Annotated in this window: 16 protein-coding genes and 1 pseudogene; all 17 read left to right on the plus strand. The window is 41.3% G+C overall.

Annotated features, from left to right (window positions below):
* Positions 1-345, plus strand: a 345-nt coding sequence (locus Q0296_RS04310; RefSeq protein WP_298036954.1) for a M24 family metallopeptidase, incomplete at its 5' end; no start/stop codon positions are given.
* 15 nt (positions 346-360) lie between these two features.
* Positions 361-1344, plus strand: a complete 984-nt coding sequence (gene galE / locus Q0296_RS04315) for a UDP-glucose 4-epimerase GalE (RefSeq protein WP_298036956.1) — start codon at positions 361-363, stop codon at positions 1342-1344.
* An 8-nt stretch (positions 1345-1352) separates the two neighbouring features.
* Positions 1353-2675 (plus strand): UDP-glucose/GDP-mannose dehydrogenase family protein, encoded by a 1323-nt coding sequence (locus Q0296_RS04320; RefSeq protein ID WP_298036959.1) that lies wholly within the window; start codon positions 1353-1355, stop codon positions 2673-2675.
* A complete protein-coding gene (locus tag Q0296_RS04325) occupies positions 2672-3115 on the plus strand; it encodes an ecotin (RefSeq protein WP_298036961.1) in 444 nt (147 codons plus the stop codon). The genes Q0296_RS04320 and Q0296_RS04325 overlap by 4 nt, the downstream gene beginning before the upstream one ends.
* The gene (locus Q0296_RS04330) at positions 3112-4344 is read left to right on the plus strand and encodes a nucleotide sugar dehydrogenase (protein WP_103571625.1); all 1233 of its coding nucleotides are present in this window, start codon (positions 3112-3114) and stop codon (positions 4342-4344) included. Before Q0296_RS04325 ends, Q0296_RS04330 begins: the two co-directional genes overlap by 4 nt.
* A gap of 83 nt (positions 4345-4427) precedes the next feature.
* The gene (locus Q0296_RS04335) at positions 4428-6482 is read left to right on the plus strand and encodes an STT3 domain-containing protein (RefSeq protein WP_298036966.1); all 2055 of its coding nucleotides are present in this window, start codon (positions 4428-4430) and stop codon (positions 6480-6482) included.
* Positions 6482-7999, plus strand: coding sequence for an MATE family efflux transporter (locus Q0296_RS04340; RefSeq protein ID WP_298036969.1), 1518 nt, complete (start codon positions 6482-6484; stop codon positions 7997-7999). The genes Q0296_RS04335 and Q0296_RS04340 overlap by 1 nt, the downstream gene beginning before the upstream one ends.
* Positions 8000-8761, plus strand: a complete 762-nt coding sequence (locus tag Q0296_RS04345) for a glycosyltransferase family 25 protein (RefSeq protein WP_103573212.1) — start codon at positions 8000-8002, stop codon at positions 8759-8761.
* Complete coding sequence (locus Q0296_RS04350; RefSeq protein WP_298036974.1) at positions 8762-9694, plus strand: glycosyltransferase family 2 protein; 933 nt, start codon at positions 8762-8764, stop codon at positions 9692-9694. It begins immediately after the preceding gene.
* Positions 9691-10749: a glycosyltransferase gene (locus Q0296_RS04355; RefSeq protein ID WP_298036977.1), complete on the plus strand. Its 1059-nt coding sequence runs from the start codon at positions 9691-9693 to the stop codon at positions 10747-10749. Before Q0296_RS04350 ends, Q0296_RS04355 begins: the two co-directional genes overlap by 4 nt.
* A complete protein-coding gene (locus Q0296_RS04360; protein WP_298036980.1) occupies positions 10746-11789 on the plus strand; it encodes a glycosyltransferase in 1044 nt (347 codons plus the stop codon). Before Q0296_RS04355 ends, Q0296_RS04360 begins: the two co-directional genes overlap by 4 nt.
* Positions 11786-12910, plus strand: a complete 1125-nt coding sequence (locus Q0296_RS04365; RefSeq protein WP_298036983.1) for a glycosyltransferase — start codon at positions 11786-11788, stop codon at positions 12908-12910. The genes Q0296_RS04360 and Q0296_RS04365 overlap by 4 nt, the downstream gene beginning before the upstream one ends.
* Entirely contained in the window at positions 12903-15002 is a 2100-nt protein-coding gene (locus Q0296_RS04370) for an STT3 domain-containing protein (RefSeq protein WP_298036986.1), read from the plus strand. Before Q0296_RS04365 ends, Q0296_RS04370 begins: the two co-directional genes overlap by 8 nt.
* 2 nt (positions 15003-15004) lie before the next feature.
* Positions 15005-16120 (plus strand): N,N'-diacetylbacillosaminyl-diphospho-undecaprenol alpha-1,3-N-acetylgalactosaminyltransferase, encoded by a 1116-nt coding sequence (gene pglA / locus Q0296_RS04375; protein ID WP_298036989.1) that lies wholly within the window; start codon positions 15005-15007, stop codon positions 16118-16120.
* Entirely contained in the window at positions 16113-16718 is a 606-nt protein-coding gene (gene pglC / locus Q0296_RS04380; RefSeq protein WP_103647569.1) for an undecaprenyl phosphate N,N'-diacetylbacillosamine 1-phosphate transferase, read from the plus strand. Before pglA ends, pglC begins: the two co-directional genes overlap by 8 nt.
* Positions 16705-17295 carry a UDP-N-acetylbacillosamine N-acetyltransferase gene (pglD, locus tag Q0296_RS04385; RefSeq protein WP_298036996.1) on the plus strand — a complete coding sequence of 197 codons (591 nt, stop codon included), beginning with the start codon at positions 16705-16707 and terminating at the stop codon, positions 17293-17295. Before pglC ends, pglD begins: the two co-directional genes overlap by 14 nt.
* Positions 17296-17344: 49 nt before the next feature.
* Positions 17345-17824, plus strand: a pseudogene (gene pglE, locus Q0296_RS04390) (UDP-N-acetylbacillosamine transaminase); the annotation flags it as partial.

The raw sequence follows: 17824 nt of genomic DNA on the forward strand, positions 1-17824 counted from the left end.
GGGGACATCGGTCATGCGATTCAAACTTATGTTGAGAGTGAAGGGTTATCGGTTGTTCGTGACTTTATTGGACACGGAATTGGACCAACGATTCATGAAAGCCCAGCAGTTCCTCACTACGGAGAACCTGGAAAAGGCCTTCGCTTGAAAGAGGGAATGGTCATCACTATTGAACCGATGGTGAATACTGGTACTTGGAAAGCGGAAATGGAAAGCAATGGCTGGACAGCTCATACATTAGATGGTGGACTAAGCTGCCAATTCGAACATACATTAGCCATTACGAAAGATGGTCCACGTATTTTAACATTACAAAAAGATCACGCAGAAGACGTGTTGAATTAAGGGGAGGAAGCAAAAATGGCAATTTTAGTAACAGGTGGAGCTGGATATATCGGCAGCCACGTAGTAAAAGCACTTTTAAAGCAAGGCAAAGATGAGATAACCATCATCGATAATCTCTGCAAGGGCTCACAAAAAGCACTTGAGGCACTCCAAAAGATAGGAAATTTTAAATTTATAAATGCAAATTTAGAAGATGATTTGAGCGAAATTTTTGCAAATGGCAAATTTGATGCGATCATCCATTTTGCAGCGTTTATTGAGGTCTTTGAGAGTATGAGCGAGCCGCTAAAATACTATCTAAACAACACTGCAAACGTCGCAAGGGTGCTAAGATACGCAAAAACTTACAATGTAAATAAATTTATATTTAGCTCAACTGCTGCAGTTTATGGCGAGCCAGACGTGGCAGAAGTTAGCGAGACAACGCCTACAAATCCGATAAATCCATACGGCAGAAGCAAGCTCATGAGCGAGCAGATCATAAAAGACTACGCTGTGTCAAATGAAAATTTCAAATTTGCGATTTTGCGCTACTTTAACGTAGCAGGCGCAGACGAGGAGGGGCTTATCGGTCAAAACTATCCAAACGCCACGCACCTTATCAAAGTAGCCGTGCAAACAGCCCTTGGCAAGCGTGAGAGCATGGGTATCTTTGGTGATGACTACGCGACAAAAGATGGCACATGCGTAAGAGACTACATCCACGTTAGCGACCTAGCAGACGCTCATATAAGTGCGCTGGAGTATATCGGTCAAAATGGTAGCGAAACTTTTAATGTGGGATATGGCAGAGGATTTAGCGTAAAAGAGGTCATCGAGAGTGCAAAAAAAGTAAGCGGAGTAAATTTTAAAGTGCTAAATGCGCCAAGAAGAGACGGCGACCCAGCTATCCTCATCTCAAACGCAAGCAAACTGCGCTCGCTAACAAGCTGGAAGCCAAAAAGAGACGATCTAGCGCTCATCATAAAAACCGCCCTTGAGTGGGAAAAGAGAATTTAAGGATAAGCATGAAAATAGCAGTAATTGGAACCGGATATGTTGGGCTAGTAAGTGGTGCATGCTTTGCGAAAATGGGCAACAGCGTGATCTGCATCGATGTCGATAGCAAAAAGATCGAGGCGCTAAGAAACGGCGTCGTGCCGATATATGAGCCTGGGCTTGCTGATATCGTGAGTGAGTGCTACAAAAATGGCTCGCTTAAATTTAGCACGCAGATAACCGAGGCGTTAGAGCATGCAGATGTGCTATTTATCGCAGTTGGCACGCCTATGGGCGCTGATGGACAGGCGGATTTAAAATATGTCCTTTCAGTTGCAAAATCTATCGGAGAAAATTTAAGCAAACCACTAATCGTAGTCGATAAATCAACCGTTCCAGTGGGCACTGGAGCTAAGGTGCATGAGGTGATCGAGGCTGAGCTTAAAAAGAGAAATGTAGAGGTTAAATTTGAAGTAGTCTCAAACCCAGAGTTTTTAAAAGAGGGTGCGGCAGTCGAGGACTTTTTAAAGCCAGACCGCGTTGTTATCGGAGCTAGCAGTGAGTGGGGCTTTAATGTGATGAGAGAGCTTTATGAGCCATTTATGAAAAATCACGACAGGCTTATCTGCATGGACGTAAAGTCAGCCGAGATGACAAAATACGCTGCAAATTCGATGCTGGCGACTAAAATCAGCTTTATAAACGAGATAGCAAATATCTGCGAGCGTGTGGGAGCTGATGTAAATTTAGTAAGAAAAGGTATCGGTAGTGACTCAAGGATCGGATATAGCTTTATCTATCCAGGCTGCGGATATGGCGGCAGCTGCTTTCCAAAGGATGTCGAGGCGCTCATCTATACAGCTAGACAAAATGGCTTTGAACCAGAGCTTTTAAACGCGGTCGAGTCAAGAAATAAGGCACAAAAAAGAGTGCTATTTGAGAAAATTTATAACTTCTTTGGCGGCGATCTAAAGGGCAAAATGATCGCGCTTTGGGGCCTTGCGTTTAAACCAAATACCGATGATATGAGAGAGGCTAGCTCGCTAACTTTGATAAAACTTTTAGATGAAGCTGGCGCAAAAGTGGTGGCTTACGATCCAAAAGCAAGCGAAGAAGCTAAAAAATATATGCCAAATTTAGATGTGAAATACGCTAAAAATAAATATGACGCTCTTGATAATGCCGATGCTATGGTGCTTGTGACAGAGTGGAGCGAGTTTAGATCGCCTGATTTTATGGAGATCAAAGAGAGGCTAAAAAACGCTGTCATATTTGATGGACGCAACCAGTATAACGCTAAAGCTTTAGCCGAGCATGGCTTTAAATACTTCCAAATAGGCGTCAAAGCGTGAAGCAAATTTTATCTCTCATAGTTTTTTTGCTGCCTTTTACGCTCTTAGCCAGCGAAGCGGCAGGCAAAAGCGAGGCAAAGACGCAAGAGCAGGTTTTTGAGCTACCTGTCTCAAAGATGCCGGTTGATTATTTTAAATATGAAGTTGCATTTTTTAAAGAGATGCAAACAGACTGTGAATTTGCTATGCTAGAGGGCGGACATTTAGATAAAAAAGAGGATAAAAGCGGGATTTATTATGAATTTAGCGCAGAGGATGCGCCGCTTAAGCCTTGCAACGGCAAAAATAAAAAGAGGCAAATTTATTATGAATTTGCTCAAATTTTACCTGGCATTAGCCCCATCAGGATCGTAACTCCGCAAGGTGTGGGCGCAGAGATAAGAATTTATGAACGTGTAGAAACAATAAAACCAAAAATTTTAAAAAGGAAAGAGAAATGAAAATAGCAGTAGTAGGACTTGGCTATGTGGGACTTCCACTAGCAGCAGCTTTTAGTGAGAAGTACGAAGTAGTTGGCTTTGACGTAAATGCAAAACGTATAGAAGAGCTTAAAAGTGGCTATGATAGAACGCTTGAGCTTAGCAACGAGCAGATGAAAAAAGCGATCGATAATGGCATGAAATTTAGCCTAAATTTAGATGACATCAGAAGCTGCAACTTCTTCATCGTAACTGTCCCAACTCCTATAGATAAGAATAAACGCCCTGATCTAACCCCAGTGGTAAAAGCGACCCAGAGCGTGGCAAAAGTGCTTAAAAAAGGCGACATCGTTGTCTATGAAAGCACCGTTTATCCAGGCGTTACAGAAGAAATTTGCGTGCCGCTTCTTGAAGAGAGCGGGCTTAAATTTAATAAAGACTTCTTCTGCGGCTACTCTCCAGAGCGCATAAACCCAGGCGATAAAGAGCACACTGTTACAAAGATCAAAAAGATAACAAGTGGCTCAACCCCAGAGATCGCTGACAAGGTCGATGAAATTTATCGTTCTATCATCACAGCTGGCACTCACAAAGCTTCAAGCATCAAAGTAGCAGAGGCTGCAAAGGTCATCGAAAACACTCAGCGCGACATCAACATCGCCTTTATAAACGAGCTTGCGATGCTCTTTGAAAAGCTTCACATCAACACTATCGACGTGCTTGAGGCTGCGGGCACGAAGTGGAATTTCTTAAATTTCCGCCCAGGTCTAGTCGGCGGTCACTGCATCGGCGTAGATCCATACTACCTAACTCACAAAGCTCAAGAGGTAGGCTACAACCCTGAAATGATCCTAGCAGGTCGCCGCATCAACGATGATATGGGCAGATACGCAGCCGATCAAGTGATAAAACTAATGATAAGAAAAGGTGTGCTTATCAACAAAGCGCGTGTGCTTGTTCTTGGTATGACATTTAAAGAAAACTGCCCAGATATAAGAAACTCTCGCGTTATAGACGTGGTCGATGAGCTAAAAGACTTTGGCTGCAAGGTCGATGTGACCGATCCTTGGGCTGATAGCGCTGAGGTAAAACACGAGTACGGCTTTGATCTAGTAAAAGAGTATAACCTAGACGACTACGACTGCATCGTGATCGCCGTAGCTCACAATGAATTTAAAAAGCTCAACCTAAAAGGCCACTTGGTTTATGATATAAAAAATATCTACCCAGAGGCTGACGCTAGGCTGTAGGGAATTTAGTGCACAAAGTAAGCGTAAATTGTAAAATTTTACTTATTTTTCTGGCTGCTTATCTGTTTGGATTTGCAGCTAGGATGCTTTGGGTATTGTGGGCAAAGGATATGCCAGAGTTTTACTTTAATGGCGAATTTATGCTTACGACAAATGACGCATACTATTACGCAGAGGGCGCTAGAGATATGCTTGCTGGCTTTCATCAGCAAAATGACTTTAGCCCCTTTAATCACCCAATCTCAACAATAGTTTTTTATATTTGTAAAATTTTACCTTTCAAGATCGAAAGCGTGATGTTTTATATGAGTGCGCTTTTAGCACCGCTTATAGCGCTTCCAGTTATCTTGATATCAAATGAATTTAAAGCTCTAAAAGCTGGGGCTGTGGCGGCATTTATGAGCGTTATCTTGCCAGGCTATCTTGTAAGAACGTCGCTTGGTTACTTTGATAGCGATATGCTAAATGTTACGTTTGCGCTTTTCATCATCTATCTTTTGATCAGACTTTTAAATGCAAATGAACAAAAATTTATCGTTTTACCGGGGCTTTTTGTATCGCTTTATCTTTGGTGGTATCAAAGCTCTTATGCTCTTATTTTAAGCATCATTTTTATCTTTTTTATCTACACACTTGCTTTTATGCGAAGCAGGATAGAAAACTACCAAGCGATATTTTTTATGTTTATAAGCATCGTTAGTTTTAATATTTTTTCAAAAGATCCACTCATTGCAAATAAAATTTTGATTTTAAATTTAGCGGTCATTGCTTCATTTTACGCCATTTTTTGCAGATATAAAAAACTGCTTTCACCCAAAATTTTAAGCATTTTTCTAGCTATTATGCTGGCTATTTTTATCTATTTTGGTGGTTTTGATTTTATTGTCTCAAAGATTGGCAGTTACGTTTTAAAAAGCAGCTCAGAGGTTGCAAGTAAATTTCACTTTATAAGCGAATACACGCTAATTGACGAGGTAAAAAGCGCTAGCCCTTTATATTTTGTCTATTTCATGGCTGGAAACATCCTTATTTTGCTAACTGCAGCAGTTGGATATTTGGCGCTTTGTTTTAAATTTCGCCCATTTTTACTTAGCTTGCCACTGCTTGGACTTGGCGCTTTATCGCTATTTGGCGGAGTTAGATTTGCTATGTATATAACGCCGCTTGTTGCGCTTGGTTTTGGATATTTCTTGCACTTTTTTTTAAATTTATTTGATCTTAGAAATTCTCTTAAAAATTTATCCTTTTTTATCTTTGCGGCTGCTGCGCTTGCTCCAAATTTAGATATCGCCTACTCTTATAGACCTCATACTTTGATCACGCACGATAAGGCAACAGCACTTGATCAGTTAAAAAAGACTGCTAAGCGCGATGACTACGTGCTTTCGTGGTGGGATTATGGATATGCGGTAAGATACTTTGCCGATGTTAAGACGCTAAATGATCCTGGCAGGCAAGGTGGCGAGAACGGCTATTTTGTTAGCCTTGCTTTAAGAAAAGATGAGGCAACCTCAGCCAAGCTAGCTAGAGTAGTGAGTGAGTACAATGACATCTCGTTTGAGAAAAAGAGTAGAGTGCTAGAAGAAATTTTAAAAGATCACAATACAAGCGATCTAAACCTCTTTTTAAACCAGCTTGAAAACGCAAATTTCACTTTGCCAATGGCAAAAAAAGAGGTTTTTTACTATCTTTTGCCAGATATGATAGATATCGCCCCAAATGTCTTTAGATATAGCTACATCGACGTTATGAGCGGCGAGAGGCCAAAAGAGGAGTTTTTTTACTACGTTAGCCCTATAAGTAGCGTTAGCGAGGCTGGCATAGATCTTGGAAATGGCTATATCTTGCCGCTAAAAGAGCCAAAATTTATCACACAAAACGGCGAGAAAGTGGCTGTAAAGTCCTTTTATAAGATAAAAGGCTCTGGTAAAGGGCTACAAATAGATGAAAAAACTATCGATGAAAAGGCAAAAATTTCTGTTTTATTTTTAGAGGACTACGCTCGCGTGGTTTTAGTTGATGAAAATGCCTTAAATTCAGCTCTTGTGCAGCTTTTTATATTTGAGCGAGCCGATGAGCGATACTTTGAGCCATTTATCATCTCAAGTGGTGTAAAAATTTACAGGTTAAAAGTCTAATGCTAATCAATCTAATAAGCTCTATCGTCGTTTTTGTCGTATCAATGGGCATAAATTTCTTTCTTACGCCATTTATCTTAAAGAGCCTTGGCAACGAGGCATTTGGCTTTGTAGGCCTTAGCAACGCCATCGTTAGCTACGCCGCAGTCGTGAGCGTGGCTATAAACTCAGTGAGTGGCCGCTTTGTCGCTCATGCGTGGCACAAAAAAGATCTAAGCCTTGCAAACACCTACTACTCATCAGTGCTTGTGGTAAATATCTTCTTTTGTGCCGTTGTCGTGGCGATAAGCTCTGTTTTCATACTAAATTTGCAAAGCTTTTTAAATGTCCCTGAAAATTTACTTTTTGATGTGAGAATGACCCTTGTTTTTTACTTTATAAATTTCTGCGTTGGGCTATTTAACGGCGTTTTGACGGTATGTGCCTTTGTGACAAACAAGCTCTATCTGCTCTCCATCAGAAATGCCATCTCAAGCGCGATCCTAGCAGCCCTTATCGTCGCACTTTTTTACTTTTTCAAGCCATTTATCTCATATATCGCCATTTCAGCGCTAGTTGCTAGCCTTTTTGTCTTTTTTAGCACCATTTTTATGTCTGCTCGCATCACGCCAGAGTTAAAATTTAGCCTTAGTAAATTTGACTTTTCTAAGATTAAAGAGCTTTTAAGCTCTGGCATTTGGAACAGCTTTAATGCGCTAAACCGCATACTTTTAACAGGCATGGACCTTTTTATCTGCAACATTTTCGTAAGTGCAAACGCCACTGGTCTTCTTTCAGTCGCCAAGGCTGCCCCTATCATACTTGAGAGCTTTGTAGCGCAGCTTAGCGGTATCTTTGCGCCAAAATTTGTCGAGCTTTACTCTAAAAATTTGATCACGGACCTCATAAAAGAGGCTAAATTTTCGATGAAGGTGATCGCCTTTGTGATGAGTGCTCCAGCTGCATTTTTCGTCGTTTTTGGGCTGGATTTCTACACGCTTTGGCTACCTTTTAAAAGCGCAGATGAGGTTAAATTTATCTACAATGTCTCGATGATCACGCTAGTGCCGATCGTCTTTATAAGCTTTGTTTTTTCGCTTTTTAACCTTGATAGCGCGACAAACAAGCTTCGTCGACCAGCCATTGCCAACACTATCCTTGGCGTTAGCACGATCATAGCGCAGATCGCACTGCTTAAATTTAGTGGTTACGGCGTTTATGGCATCGTCATCGTCGCAGCCATTTTTTATAGCATAAGAATTCTTGGCTTTGACCTTATAAATGCCGCCTTAAATTTAGAGGTGAGGCTCACCACGTTTTACGGGGTTTATTTTAAAAATTTAGCCGTTTTTGCGCTCTGCGTGCTTGCGATGTTTGCCTGCAAGGACTTTGTGAGCTTAGATAACTGGCTAAAATTTGCTATCTTTGCTGCGATATACGCTGGCGCAGCTTATGTTTTGGGATATTTTTTGTTTTTTAATGCCTTCGAGCGAGGCATAGTTTGGCGTAAAATTTTAAAAAAATTTAAAAGGTCTTAAATGAATGAAATTTATCTGATCTCTTTGGCAAAAGACACTAAAAGGCGCGAGCTTTTGCAGCAAAAATTTAGCTCTTATGATAGCTTTAATCTAATAGACGCAGTTGATGGCAGGGAGCTAAACGCGAGGGAGTACTACAAGATCATTTCGCCATCATTTAAAGCTTACGGCAAGGTTCTAAGCCCAGCAGAGGTTGGCTGCTCGCTCTCGCACGTCAAAGCTTACGAGGCATTTTTGGCAAGTGATGCGAAATTTGCCCTCATCTTTGAAGATGACGTGATAGGGGGTGATCATGCCATAAAAGAGGCCTTTTTAGCAGCTAGCAAGATGCCTGAAAACAGCGTGCTGATATGTGGCATGCAAGATGGGCTGGAGGGCAGGTTTAGCGCCTTTGGCAAAAAGGTGGATGCTAGCCTAAGTAAGCCTCTTTGGCAGGTCTCAAAGCACTCATTTTCAAGCATTTATAGAGCAGGGGCCTATGTGCTAACTAAAAAAAGCGCTAAAAATTTGCTTGAAATTCACAAAAATGCGCTTTGCACGACTGACGTTTGGGACTATTTACTAGGCGTTAATGGCATGCAGATGTATTTTTGCGACCTTTTTTCGCATCCAACTGATCTTAGTGGCTCAAACATCGAGGGCGAGCGCCTTGAGAGAGGTTACAGCGCAAATTTAAAGGCCTACATAAAAACAATTAAATTTATACTTTGCTCACGGCTTGAAAAACTTCAAGGCTATGAGAGAATTTTTAAAAGGGGCTAAATGAGCGAGCCATTAATAAGCATAGTAACCGCGACTTATAAGCGTCCAGAGCTTTTACAAAAGGCCATAAAAAGCGCTCTAGCTCAAAGCTATAAAAACTTAGAAATAGTTGTAACAGATGACGGCGATGACGAGAGTGCGAGAGAAATTTGTAAGAGTTTTAACGACGCTAGGATCAAATTTGTAAAAAACAGCGCTCACAAAAAGAGTCCAAATGGCAATAAAAATAACGGCTTTGATAACGCAACAGGCGAGTTTGTCTGCTTGCTTGACGATGACGATGAGCTTTTGCCAGATGCTATAAAAGAGTGTTATGAAATTTTAAAAAGTGGCGAGTATTCGTGCGTTTTTGCAGACGCGATCTGCGAAAAAGATGGCGTGATGACCGAGATGATAGCTGGTAGAAGCCCATATAACAAGAGTGGGGCAATGAGTAAGGTTGATTATCACTGCGGGCGGATAAATGGTGAGTATTTTAAGCTTTTTTCACGTGAATTTATAGATGGTTTTAGGTTTGACGAGAGCAGTTTTGGTGGCGAAAATGAGCTTTATATCCGCTTTTTTGAAAAAAATGTCTTCTATCTTAAAAAGCCACTTTATATCTACCGCATCGCAAGAAGCGATAGTGCGACGCTAAATGCCAGCAAACACGCTTTAAACGTCGCAAACGCCTACATCAAAACAGCAAATATGCACTACGACATCGCTATAAAAAATGAGCCAAAATTTCTAGCTATCCAGTATAAAAATGCCGCTTATTACGCCAAAATAGCAGGCGAATATGGCCTGATGCTAAGTTGCATTTTTAAAAGCCTTAGTATTAAATTTAGTAAAGAGGCGCTTATATTTTTGCTACTTAGCCCACTTCCAAGTGGCATTTTACCGGCACTTTCAAAGCTTAGAGTGAAGATAAAACAAAGGTTTGGCATATGAAGGTTTTATTTGTCACATCAACGCTTAGAAGTGGCGGTGCGGAGCGAGTTTGCGCGGTGATCGCATCAAGGTTTAGCATGGATCACGAGGTAAGCCTTGTTAAATTTGATAAAGACGAGCCATTTTACGAGCTAGCAAGTGGCGTAAAGCTCATAAATTTGGGCGTTGGGGCTGATGAGCTTGGCTTGGTTGGAAATTTAAAAAAGAGAGTTTCAAAGGTGCTTGCTTTAAGAGCGCTCATAAGAGAGGGCAAATTTGATGCTGTGATATCATTTTTAGACGCCGTAAATACCTTGGTGATCTTTAGCTCAGCGGGTCTAAAAACACCTGTAATCATAAGCGAACACACAAACTATCTTGCGCCAAAAAGAGCCATTTTTAAGTTGCTAAGACGCCTTAGCTATCCATTTGCAAACGCACTTAGTGTCTTAAGCGACGAGGATCTTGGCTACTACTCGAAATTTTGCAAAAATGTGATGAAAATTTACAACCCACTTTTTGAAGAGATACGCAGTGAGAGCTTTGATAAAGAAAATTTAGTCATCTTTGTTGGCAGGCTAAATAAGATAAAAAACTGCGAAATGTTTGTAAGAGTAGCTGCAAGCTTAAAGCAAAGCGGCTATAAATTTGCCGTGGCTGGAGATGGCGGCGAGAGGGTAAATTTAGAAAATTTAGCTAAAAGCTTGGGCGCTGATATCCAGTTTTTAGGCAATGTTAGCGACATCGCTTCGCTTTATAAAAGGGCAAAGGTGCTGCTCTCTTGCTCAAATTTCGAGGGTCTTGGAAACACCTTGATAGAGGCGATAAACTATGACTGCGTGCGGGTTGCGACAAGGACTAGCGGGGCAAAAGAGCTTATAAAAGATGGCTTTGATGGCTTGCTTTGCGAGATAAATGACGCTGATCAGATGAGCGAAAAGCTTGCAAATTTGCTGCAAAATGAGGCTAAAATGGGCGAATTTGCTAAAAACGCAAGAGCTAGACTTGATGAGTTTAGCGTGGAGCAAATTTATAAAAAATGGCTGGAGCTTTTAAGGCTTGGAGGTGTGAAGTGAAAATCCTTTTTGTCATCGCCGCACTTAGAAACGGTGGGGCTGAGCGCGTGCTAAACGTGCTTGCAAATGAGCTTTGCAAAGACAATGAAATCACTATCGCCCTGCTTGAAGAGGATCTTGGACTTTATAAATTTAGTGAAAAGATAAAGATCATAAACCTTAATGTGAGTGGCTCTGGGTTGGCTTTGAAATTTAAGAAAATTTTGGCTCTTAGAGCGCTTTTTAAGGAGCAAAGGGCTGATCTGATAATTAGCTTTATCGACTGGACAAACGTCGCTTGCGTGCTGGCAAATTTGGGGTTAAAGAGCAAACTAATAGCAACCGAGCACCACGAGCATAGCTACTTAAAAAGCAAAATCGCAAGCGCTATGCGTGACTTTTCGTATAAATTTGTAGATGGTTTAAGCGTGCTAAGTAAAAGCGACTACGACTACTATAAATTTGCCAAAAATCGCGAGGTCATACATAATCCACTTTTTATCGACGTGCCTGAAATTTGCGAGAAGCAAAACGTCATCTTAAGCGTGGCAAGGCTGGAGACGGTAAAGGGCTATGATGTCTATTTTGAGGCGCTTAGTAAGGTAGATAAGAGCTTGCTTGATGGCTGGGAGATAAAGATCGCAGGCAGTGGCAGGCAAGAGAGTGAGTTAAAGCAAATGGCGTTAAATTTAGGGCTTAGCGTCAAATTTCTAGGTCACATGAGTGATGTTAGTAAGCTTTATAGCGAGGCAAAAATTTTCACTCTTTGCTCAAGAAGTGAGGGGCTTTCAAACGTGTTAATCGAATCAGGCGCATTTGGCTGCGCTAGGCTAAGTAGCGACACCGTGGGGGCAAGAGAGCTTATAAATGACGGCATAGACGGACTTATCTTTAAAAATGGCGACGCAAATGATCTAAAAGAGAAGCTTGAGATGCTTTTAAAAGATGAAAATTTAAGGCAAAAACTAGCAAAAAACGCCAGAGAAAGCGCAAATTTATTTAGCAAAGAAAATATCATCAAGCAGTGGCGAGAATTTATAAAAAAGGTTGTTAGCAAGTGAAAAAATTAGCCGTTTTTTTATACTCGATGGGGCCTGGCGGGGCTGAGCGAAATGTGGCAAATTTACTGCCATTTTTGGTAAAACGCTATGAAGTTCATCTCATCTTAATGAGCAAGGTCATAGCCTATGAGATCCCAAGCGAGGTGAAAATCCACTTTATAGAAAATAGCGATCCTTACGAGAGCGGGCTAAAGAAGCTTGCAAGGCTCTTTTTAGCGATGCCAATGCTTGCCTTTAAATATAAAAAGCTCTGTCAAAACTTAGGCATCGACACGCAGTTTGTGCTGATGAACCGCCCATGCTACATCGCTGGAGTTGCTAGGATTTTAGGGCTAAAGGCTAGGCTGGTTATCAGCGAGCGAAGCTGTCCGTCGATCCTATATAAAGACGATCTAAGCGGCAGAGTTAATAAATTTTTACTCACTCATCTTTATAAAAAAGCTGATCTAATCCTCGCAAATGCAGCTGGCAATAAAGAGGATCTGGTGCGAAATTTTGGCATGAGCGAGGCAAAAACAAAGGTGCTTTATAACGCCCTTGATCTAAAAACTATAAATTTGCTAAAAGATGAGCCACTAGAGGATGGCTTTAAGCCATTTTTCATAAACATAGGCCGCCTTGATAGCGGTAAAAATCAAGCCATGCTAATAAAAATAATCGCTTCGATTAGCGACCCTCGCGCCACGCTTGGCATCCTTGGCAAAGGGCCTTTAAAAGATGAGCTGCAAAATTTGATAGACAAATTTGGCGTGGGTGATCGAGTAAAGCTTCTTGGCACTGATAAAAACCCTTTTAGGCATATAAAAAACGCCTCTTGCTTGCTTTGTGCTTCGCGTTTTGAGGGCTTTTCAAATGTCTTGCTTGAAGCGCTAGCATGCGAAAAAACTATCATCTCAACCGAACATAAGAGCGGCGCAAAGGAGCTTTTGGGCGATAGTGAGTTTGGCATTTTAGTACCTGTTGATGACGAAAATGCGATGAAAGAGGCGATGATAAAAGTGCTTAACGAGCCAAAGATAAGGCAAAATTTTGAAAATGTTGCGTATAATCGGGCTAAATTTTTTGATAGTGAAAATATAGCGAGCGAGCTTATAAATTTTTTGGAAAATCCTAATGAATAGAAATTTGTTTTTTAAAAATTACTCTTTATACCTTATGATATTTGCCGCAGTCATCTTTGGCATGGTTTGCAGGCTTTACTGGGTCTTTTGGGCGAGCGAGTATCCGGTATTTTTCTGGAACAACGAGCTGATGATCAGCACAAACGATGGCTACGCATTTGCCGAGGGGGCAAGGGACATGCTAGCTGGCTTTCACCAAGAAAACGACCTTAGCTACTACGGCTATCCGCTTTCGACGCTTACTTACTGGATCGTGAAATTTCTAGGCGTCAAGCTTGAGACGGCGATGATTTATATGAGCGTCTTTTTCTCGTCGCTTGTGGCTGTGCCTGTTATCTTGATCGCAAATGAATACAAAGCAAAAATGGCTGGCTTCATCGCTGCACTTCTTGCAGTGATCGCAAATAGCTACTACAACCGCACTATGGCAGGATATTACGACACTGACATGCTCATCATCCCACTTAGCGTTTTTGTCGTTTGGGGGCTTGTTAGAGTGCTTGAGAAAAAGGACGCAAAGAGCCTGATAATAGCACCTTTAAGCGTGCTTATCTATATGTGGTGGTATATGAGTGCCTTTTCGCTTATTAGCATTTTAACTGGGCTATTTTTACTTTATACGCTCATTTTTGATAGGAAAAATCCACTTTTTTACCTTGAAATTTCGCTGCTTTTACTTGCTATCTCAAACCTTGATCTAACGCTTAAATTTATCGCTGTCATCGCTATTTACGCACTTTGCCTATTTAAAAAAGAGATGATAAATTTAAAAATTGCTATTGGCATTTTGGCGGTTATCTTTGTCGTTTTTGTTGTCCGTGGCGGGCTAAATCCTATAATCTTTCAACTTAAATTTTACGTCTTTAGAGATGCGCCTGAAGTTGGTGGCATGAGCTTTCACTTTTTTAATGTCAATCAAACTATCCAAGAGTCAAGCGTCGTTGATTTTACGCTATTTTGCGAGAGGATCAGCGCAAATGTCATCACATTTTTGATCTCGCTTGCAGGCGTTGCTCTTTTTTGCTTTAAACACCGCTCATTTGCCGTCTCGCTTGGCATGCTCGCACTTGGCTTTTTGGCCTTTAAAAGCGGCCTTAGATTTACCATTTATGCCGTGCCTATCATGGCGCTTGGCTTTGGCTACTTAGTGGAGTTCGTACTTGCAAATTTAAAGCTAAAAGGGACTGTTTTAAATCTCATAAGAGCGTTCATAGCAGCTCTTGTGCTTACTCCAGCGCTCATTCACATCTATGGCTACAAGGCTGAGCCAGTCTTTGTAAATAAAGAGGTTGAAATTTTAAATAAGCTAAAAAGCATCGCAGGACGCGAAGACTACGTGCTTGCGTGGTGGGACTATGGATATCCGATTAGATATTACAGCGATGTTAAAACGCTAATTGACGGCGGAAAGCACCTTGGACGTGAAAATTTTGCCGTGAGTTTTGCGCTCGGGAGCGATGAGATGAGCTCGGCAAATATGGCAAGGCTCGATGTAGAATACACTGAGCGAAATTTCAAAGAGCACTTTAATGGTAACTTGGCTCAAATTTTAAAAGATAGAAATTTAAGCGTTGATCAGTTTTTTAGTGAGATAAAAGAGGCAAATTTTAGCCTGCCAGCAAAGAGCAGAGAGATATATTATTACCTGCCAGATAGGATGCTTAGCATCTTCCCGACCATTTTGCAGTTTAGCAAGATCGATCTAAAAAGTGGCAAAAATTTAAACAACGGACTTTTCATAACCACAAGAGCGATCTCACAAAGCGAAAAGGGCATTAGGCTAAGTGGTGGATTTACTCTAACAAGTGATGTCACAAATTTGATCTATGATGGCAAAGTCTTACCACTAAGATCTTTCATAGAGACCGACTACAACGAGGCTGGCAAGCTAAATGTAAAAGAGTATAAAAATAATGAAAGTTCAAACATTTCTGTCATTTTTATGAGGGATTATGGCAGATTTATCATCCTTGATGAGAGCATTTTAAATAGCGCCTACATCCAGCTTTTCGTGCTTGAAAGATACGATCCAAAGGTCTTTGAGCCAGTCATACTTGACGGGGCGGCAAAAGTTTATAGGCTAAAGAGGTAGATATGGCAAGGATAGGATTTTTAAGCCACGCTGATATGAGCATACACTTTTTTAGACGCCCTATTATGCAGGCTTTAAAAGATATGGGGCATGAAGTTTTTGCTATCGCTCCAAAAGGAAATTTCACTAATGAGCTTGCTAAAAGCTTTCACGCCGTTACCTACGAGCTTGACAAGGCTAGCCTAAATCCACTAACCGTGATAAATAACTCAAAAAAACTATCTCAAATTTTAAGCGAGCTAAATTTAGACCTGCTGCAAACTGGCGCTCACAAGTCAAATGTCTTTGGCACATTTGCCGCTAAAAATGCTGGCATAAAGCACGTGATAAATTTGGTTGAAGGCCTTGGCAGCTTTTATATCGATGATGATCTTAAGACAAAGGCCGTGCGTTTTGTCATGGAGAGCCTTTATAAGCTCTCTTTTGCAAAGGCTGATGCTTGCATCTTCGTAAATGACGCAGATCCAGACTATCTGATCTCAAGAAATTTGATAGACAAAAGCAAGGTGTACCGCATAAAAAGTGTCGGCGTGGATACTGCTAAATTTGACCCAGCTATCACGCAGGCAGCGGACCTTGGTGAAAAAAAGGTCATTTTAATGATCGCAAGAGCTATGTGGCACAAGGGCGTTCGTGAATTTTACGAGGCGGCAGAAATTTTAAATGGCTACAAAAACTGCGAATTTGTCTTTGTTGGCGAAGGCTTTGCTGGTAATAAATCAACCGCGGACGAGAGCTTTTTAAAAGGTGGCAAAGTGCGATATCTCGGCGCTAGAAACGACATACCGCAGCTTTTAAAGGCTTCTTATTTGCTTGCTTTGCCAAGCTATAAAGAGGGTTTTCCAAGAACGGTTTTAGAGGCGATGAGTATGGCTAAAGCAGTCGTTGCAAGTGACGTTACAGGCTGCAATGAAGCTGTAAAAGAGGGCTATAACGGACTTTTATGCAAGGTAAAAGACGCAAATGACTTAGCAGAAAAGATCAAAATTTTGCTTGATGATGAGGAGCTTTGCGCTAGACTTGGGCAAAATGGCAGAGACTGGGCGGTTAGCGAGTTTGACGAGAAGCAAATCGCAAAAAGATATATAGAAATTTATAGGAAATTTATAGATGTATAGAAATTTTTTAAAAAGGGCGATTGACATTTTGGGGGCTTTGTTTTTGCTCATTTTAACATCGCCCATCATCATAGCTACGGCGATTTTTATCTATTTTAAAGTAAGCCGCGATGTCATTTTTACGCAGGCTAGACCAGGGCTAAATGAGAAAATTTTTAAAATTTATAAATTTAAGACGATGAGCGACGAGCGTGACGCAAATGGCGAGCTCTTGCCAGATGAGCAGCGTCTTGGTAAATTTGGCAAACTTATCCGCTCTCTTAGCCTTGATGAGCTGCCACAGCTCTTTAACGTGCTAAAAGGCGACATGAGTTTTATCGGACCAAGGCCGCTTTTGGTTGAGTATCTACCCATCTATAACGAAACGCAAAAGCACCGCCACGACGTGCGCCCTGGTATCACGGGTCTAGCGCAGGTAAACGGCAGAAACGCCATAAGCTGGGAGAAAAAATTTGAATACGACGTCTATTACGCTAAAAATTTAAGCTTTATGCTTGATGTAAAGATCGCTTTGCAGACCATTGAAAAGGTGCTAAAACGAAGTGGCGTCAGCAAAGAGGGGCAGGCGACTACGGAGAAATTTAATGGCAAAAACTAAGAAAATTTACATCTACGGAGCGAGTGGGCATGGGCTTGTGATCGCTGACATCGCTAGAGATAATGGCTATGATGAGATAGCTTTTTTAGACGATGCTAGTGAGTTTAAATTTAGCCCAGAGCTTGAAAAAGCTGACATCATAATAGCCATAGGTGATAATAAAACAAGGCAAAAGATCAGCCAAAAGGTGGAGGATGTTGGCTTTGAGATAGTAAATTTGATCCATAAAAGTGCGGTAGTGAGCGAAAGCGCTGTGATAGAAAAAGGCGTAGTGGTCATGCCAAATGCCGTGATAAACGCAAAAGCTCGCATAAAAGAGGGCGCTATCATAAACTCTGGCGCGGTGATAGAGCATGAGTGCGTGATAGGCAAATTTGCTCACATCAGCCCAAATGCAGCCCTTGCTGGAAACGTTAGCGTGGGCGAATTTACGCACGTTGGCATTGGCTCAAGCGTCATTCAAGGTATAAGCATCGGTAAAAACTGCATCATAGGCGCTGGAAGCGTGGTCGTTAGAGATATAAAGGACGGCATAAAGGCGTATGGTGTGCCTGCATGCGAGCGCGCTAAGATATAAATTTAAAAATAAGTGCTAAAATCGCCAAAAAATCATGAAAGGTATGAAAATGGATAGAGTTTTTTTATCTCCACCAAACATGAGTGGAAAAGAGCAGGAATATATAAAAAAAGTTTTTGAAAGCAACTACATAGCGCCACTTGGCGAGTATGTCAATAAATTTGAAGAGAGCATAAAAACTTACACTGGCGCCAAAGATGCGCTTGCACTATGCGCTGGAACTGCGGCACTTCACCTAGCGCTTCGCGTCCTTGGCGTGAAAGAGGGTGATCTTGTGCTAGCTTCTAGCTTTACTTTCATGGCTTCAGTCTCGCCGATACTTTATGAAAAAGCAAATCCAGTTTTTATAGATAGCGACGATAGCTGGAATTTAAGCCCAGAGCTACTTAAAAAAGCGATATCAAATTTACCTAAAAAGCCAAAAGCGCTGGTCGTCACTCATCTTTATGGACAAGCTTCAAAGATGAAAGAAATTTGCGAAATTTGCCAAAACGAGGGCATCGCTTTGGTCGAGGACGCAGCTGAAGCG

This window comes from uncultured Campylobacter sp. (assembly GCF_937890585.1).
GTDB lineage: Bacteria > Campylobacterota > Campylobacteria > Campylobacterales > Campylobacteraceae > Campylobacter_A.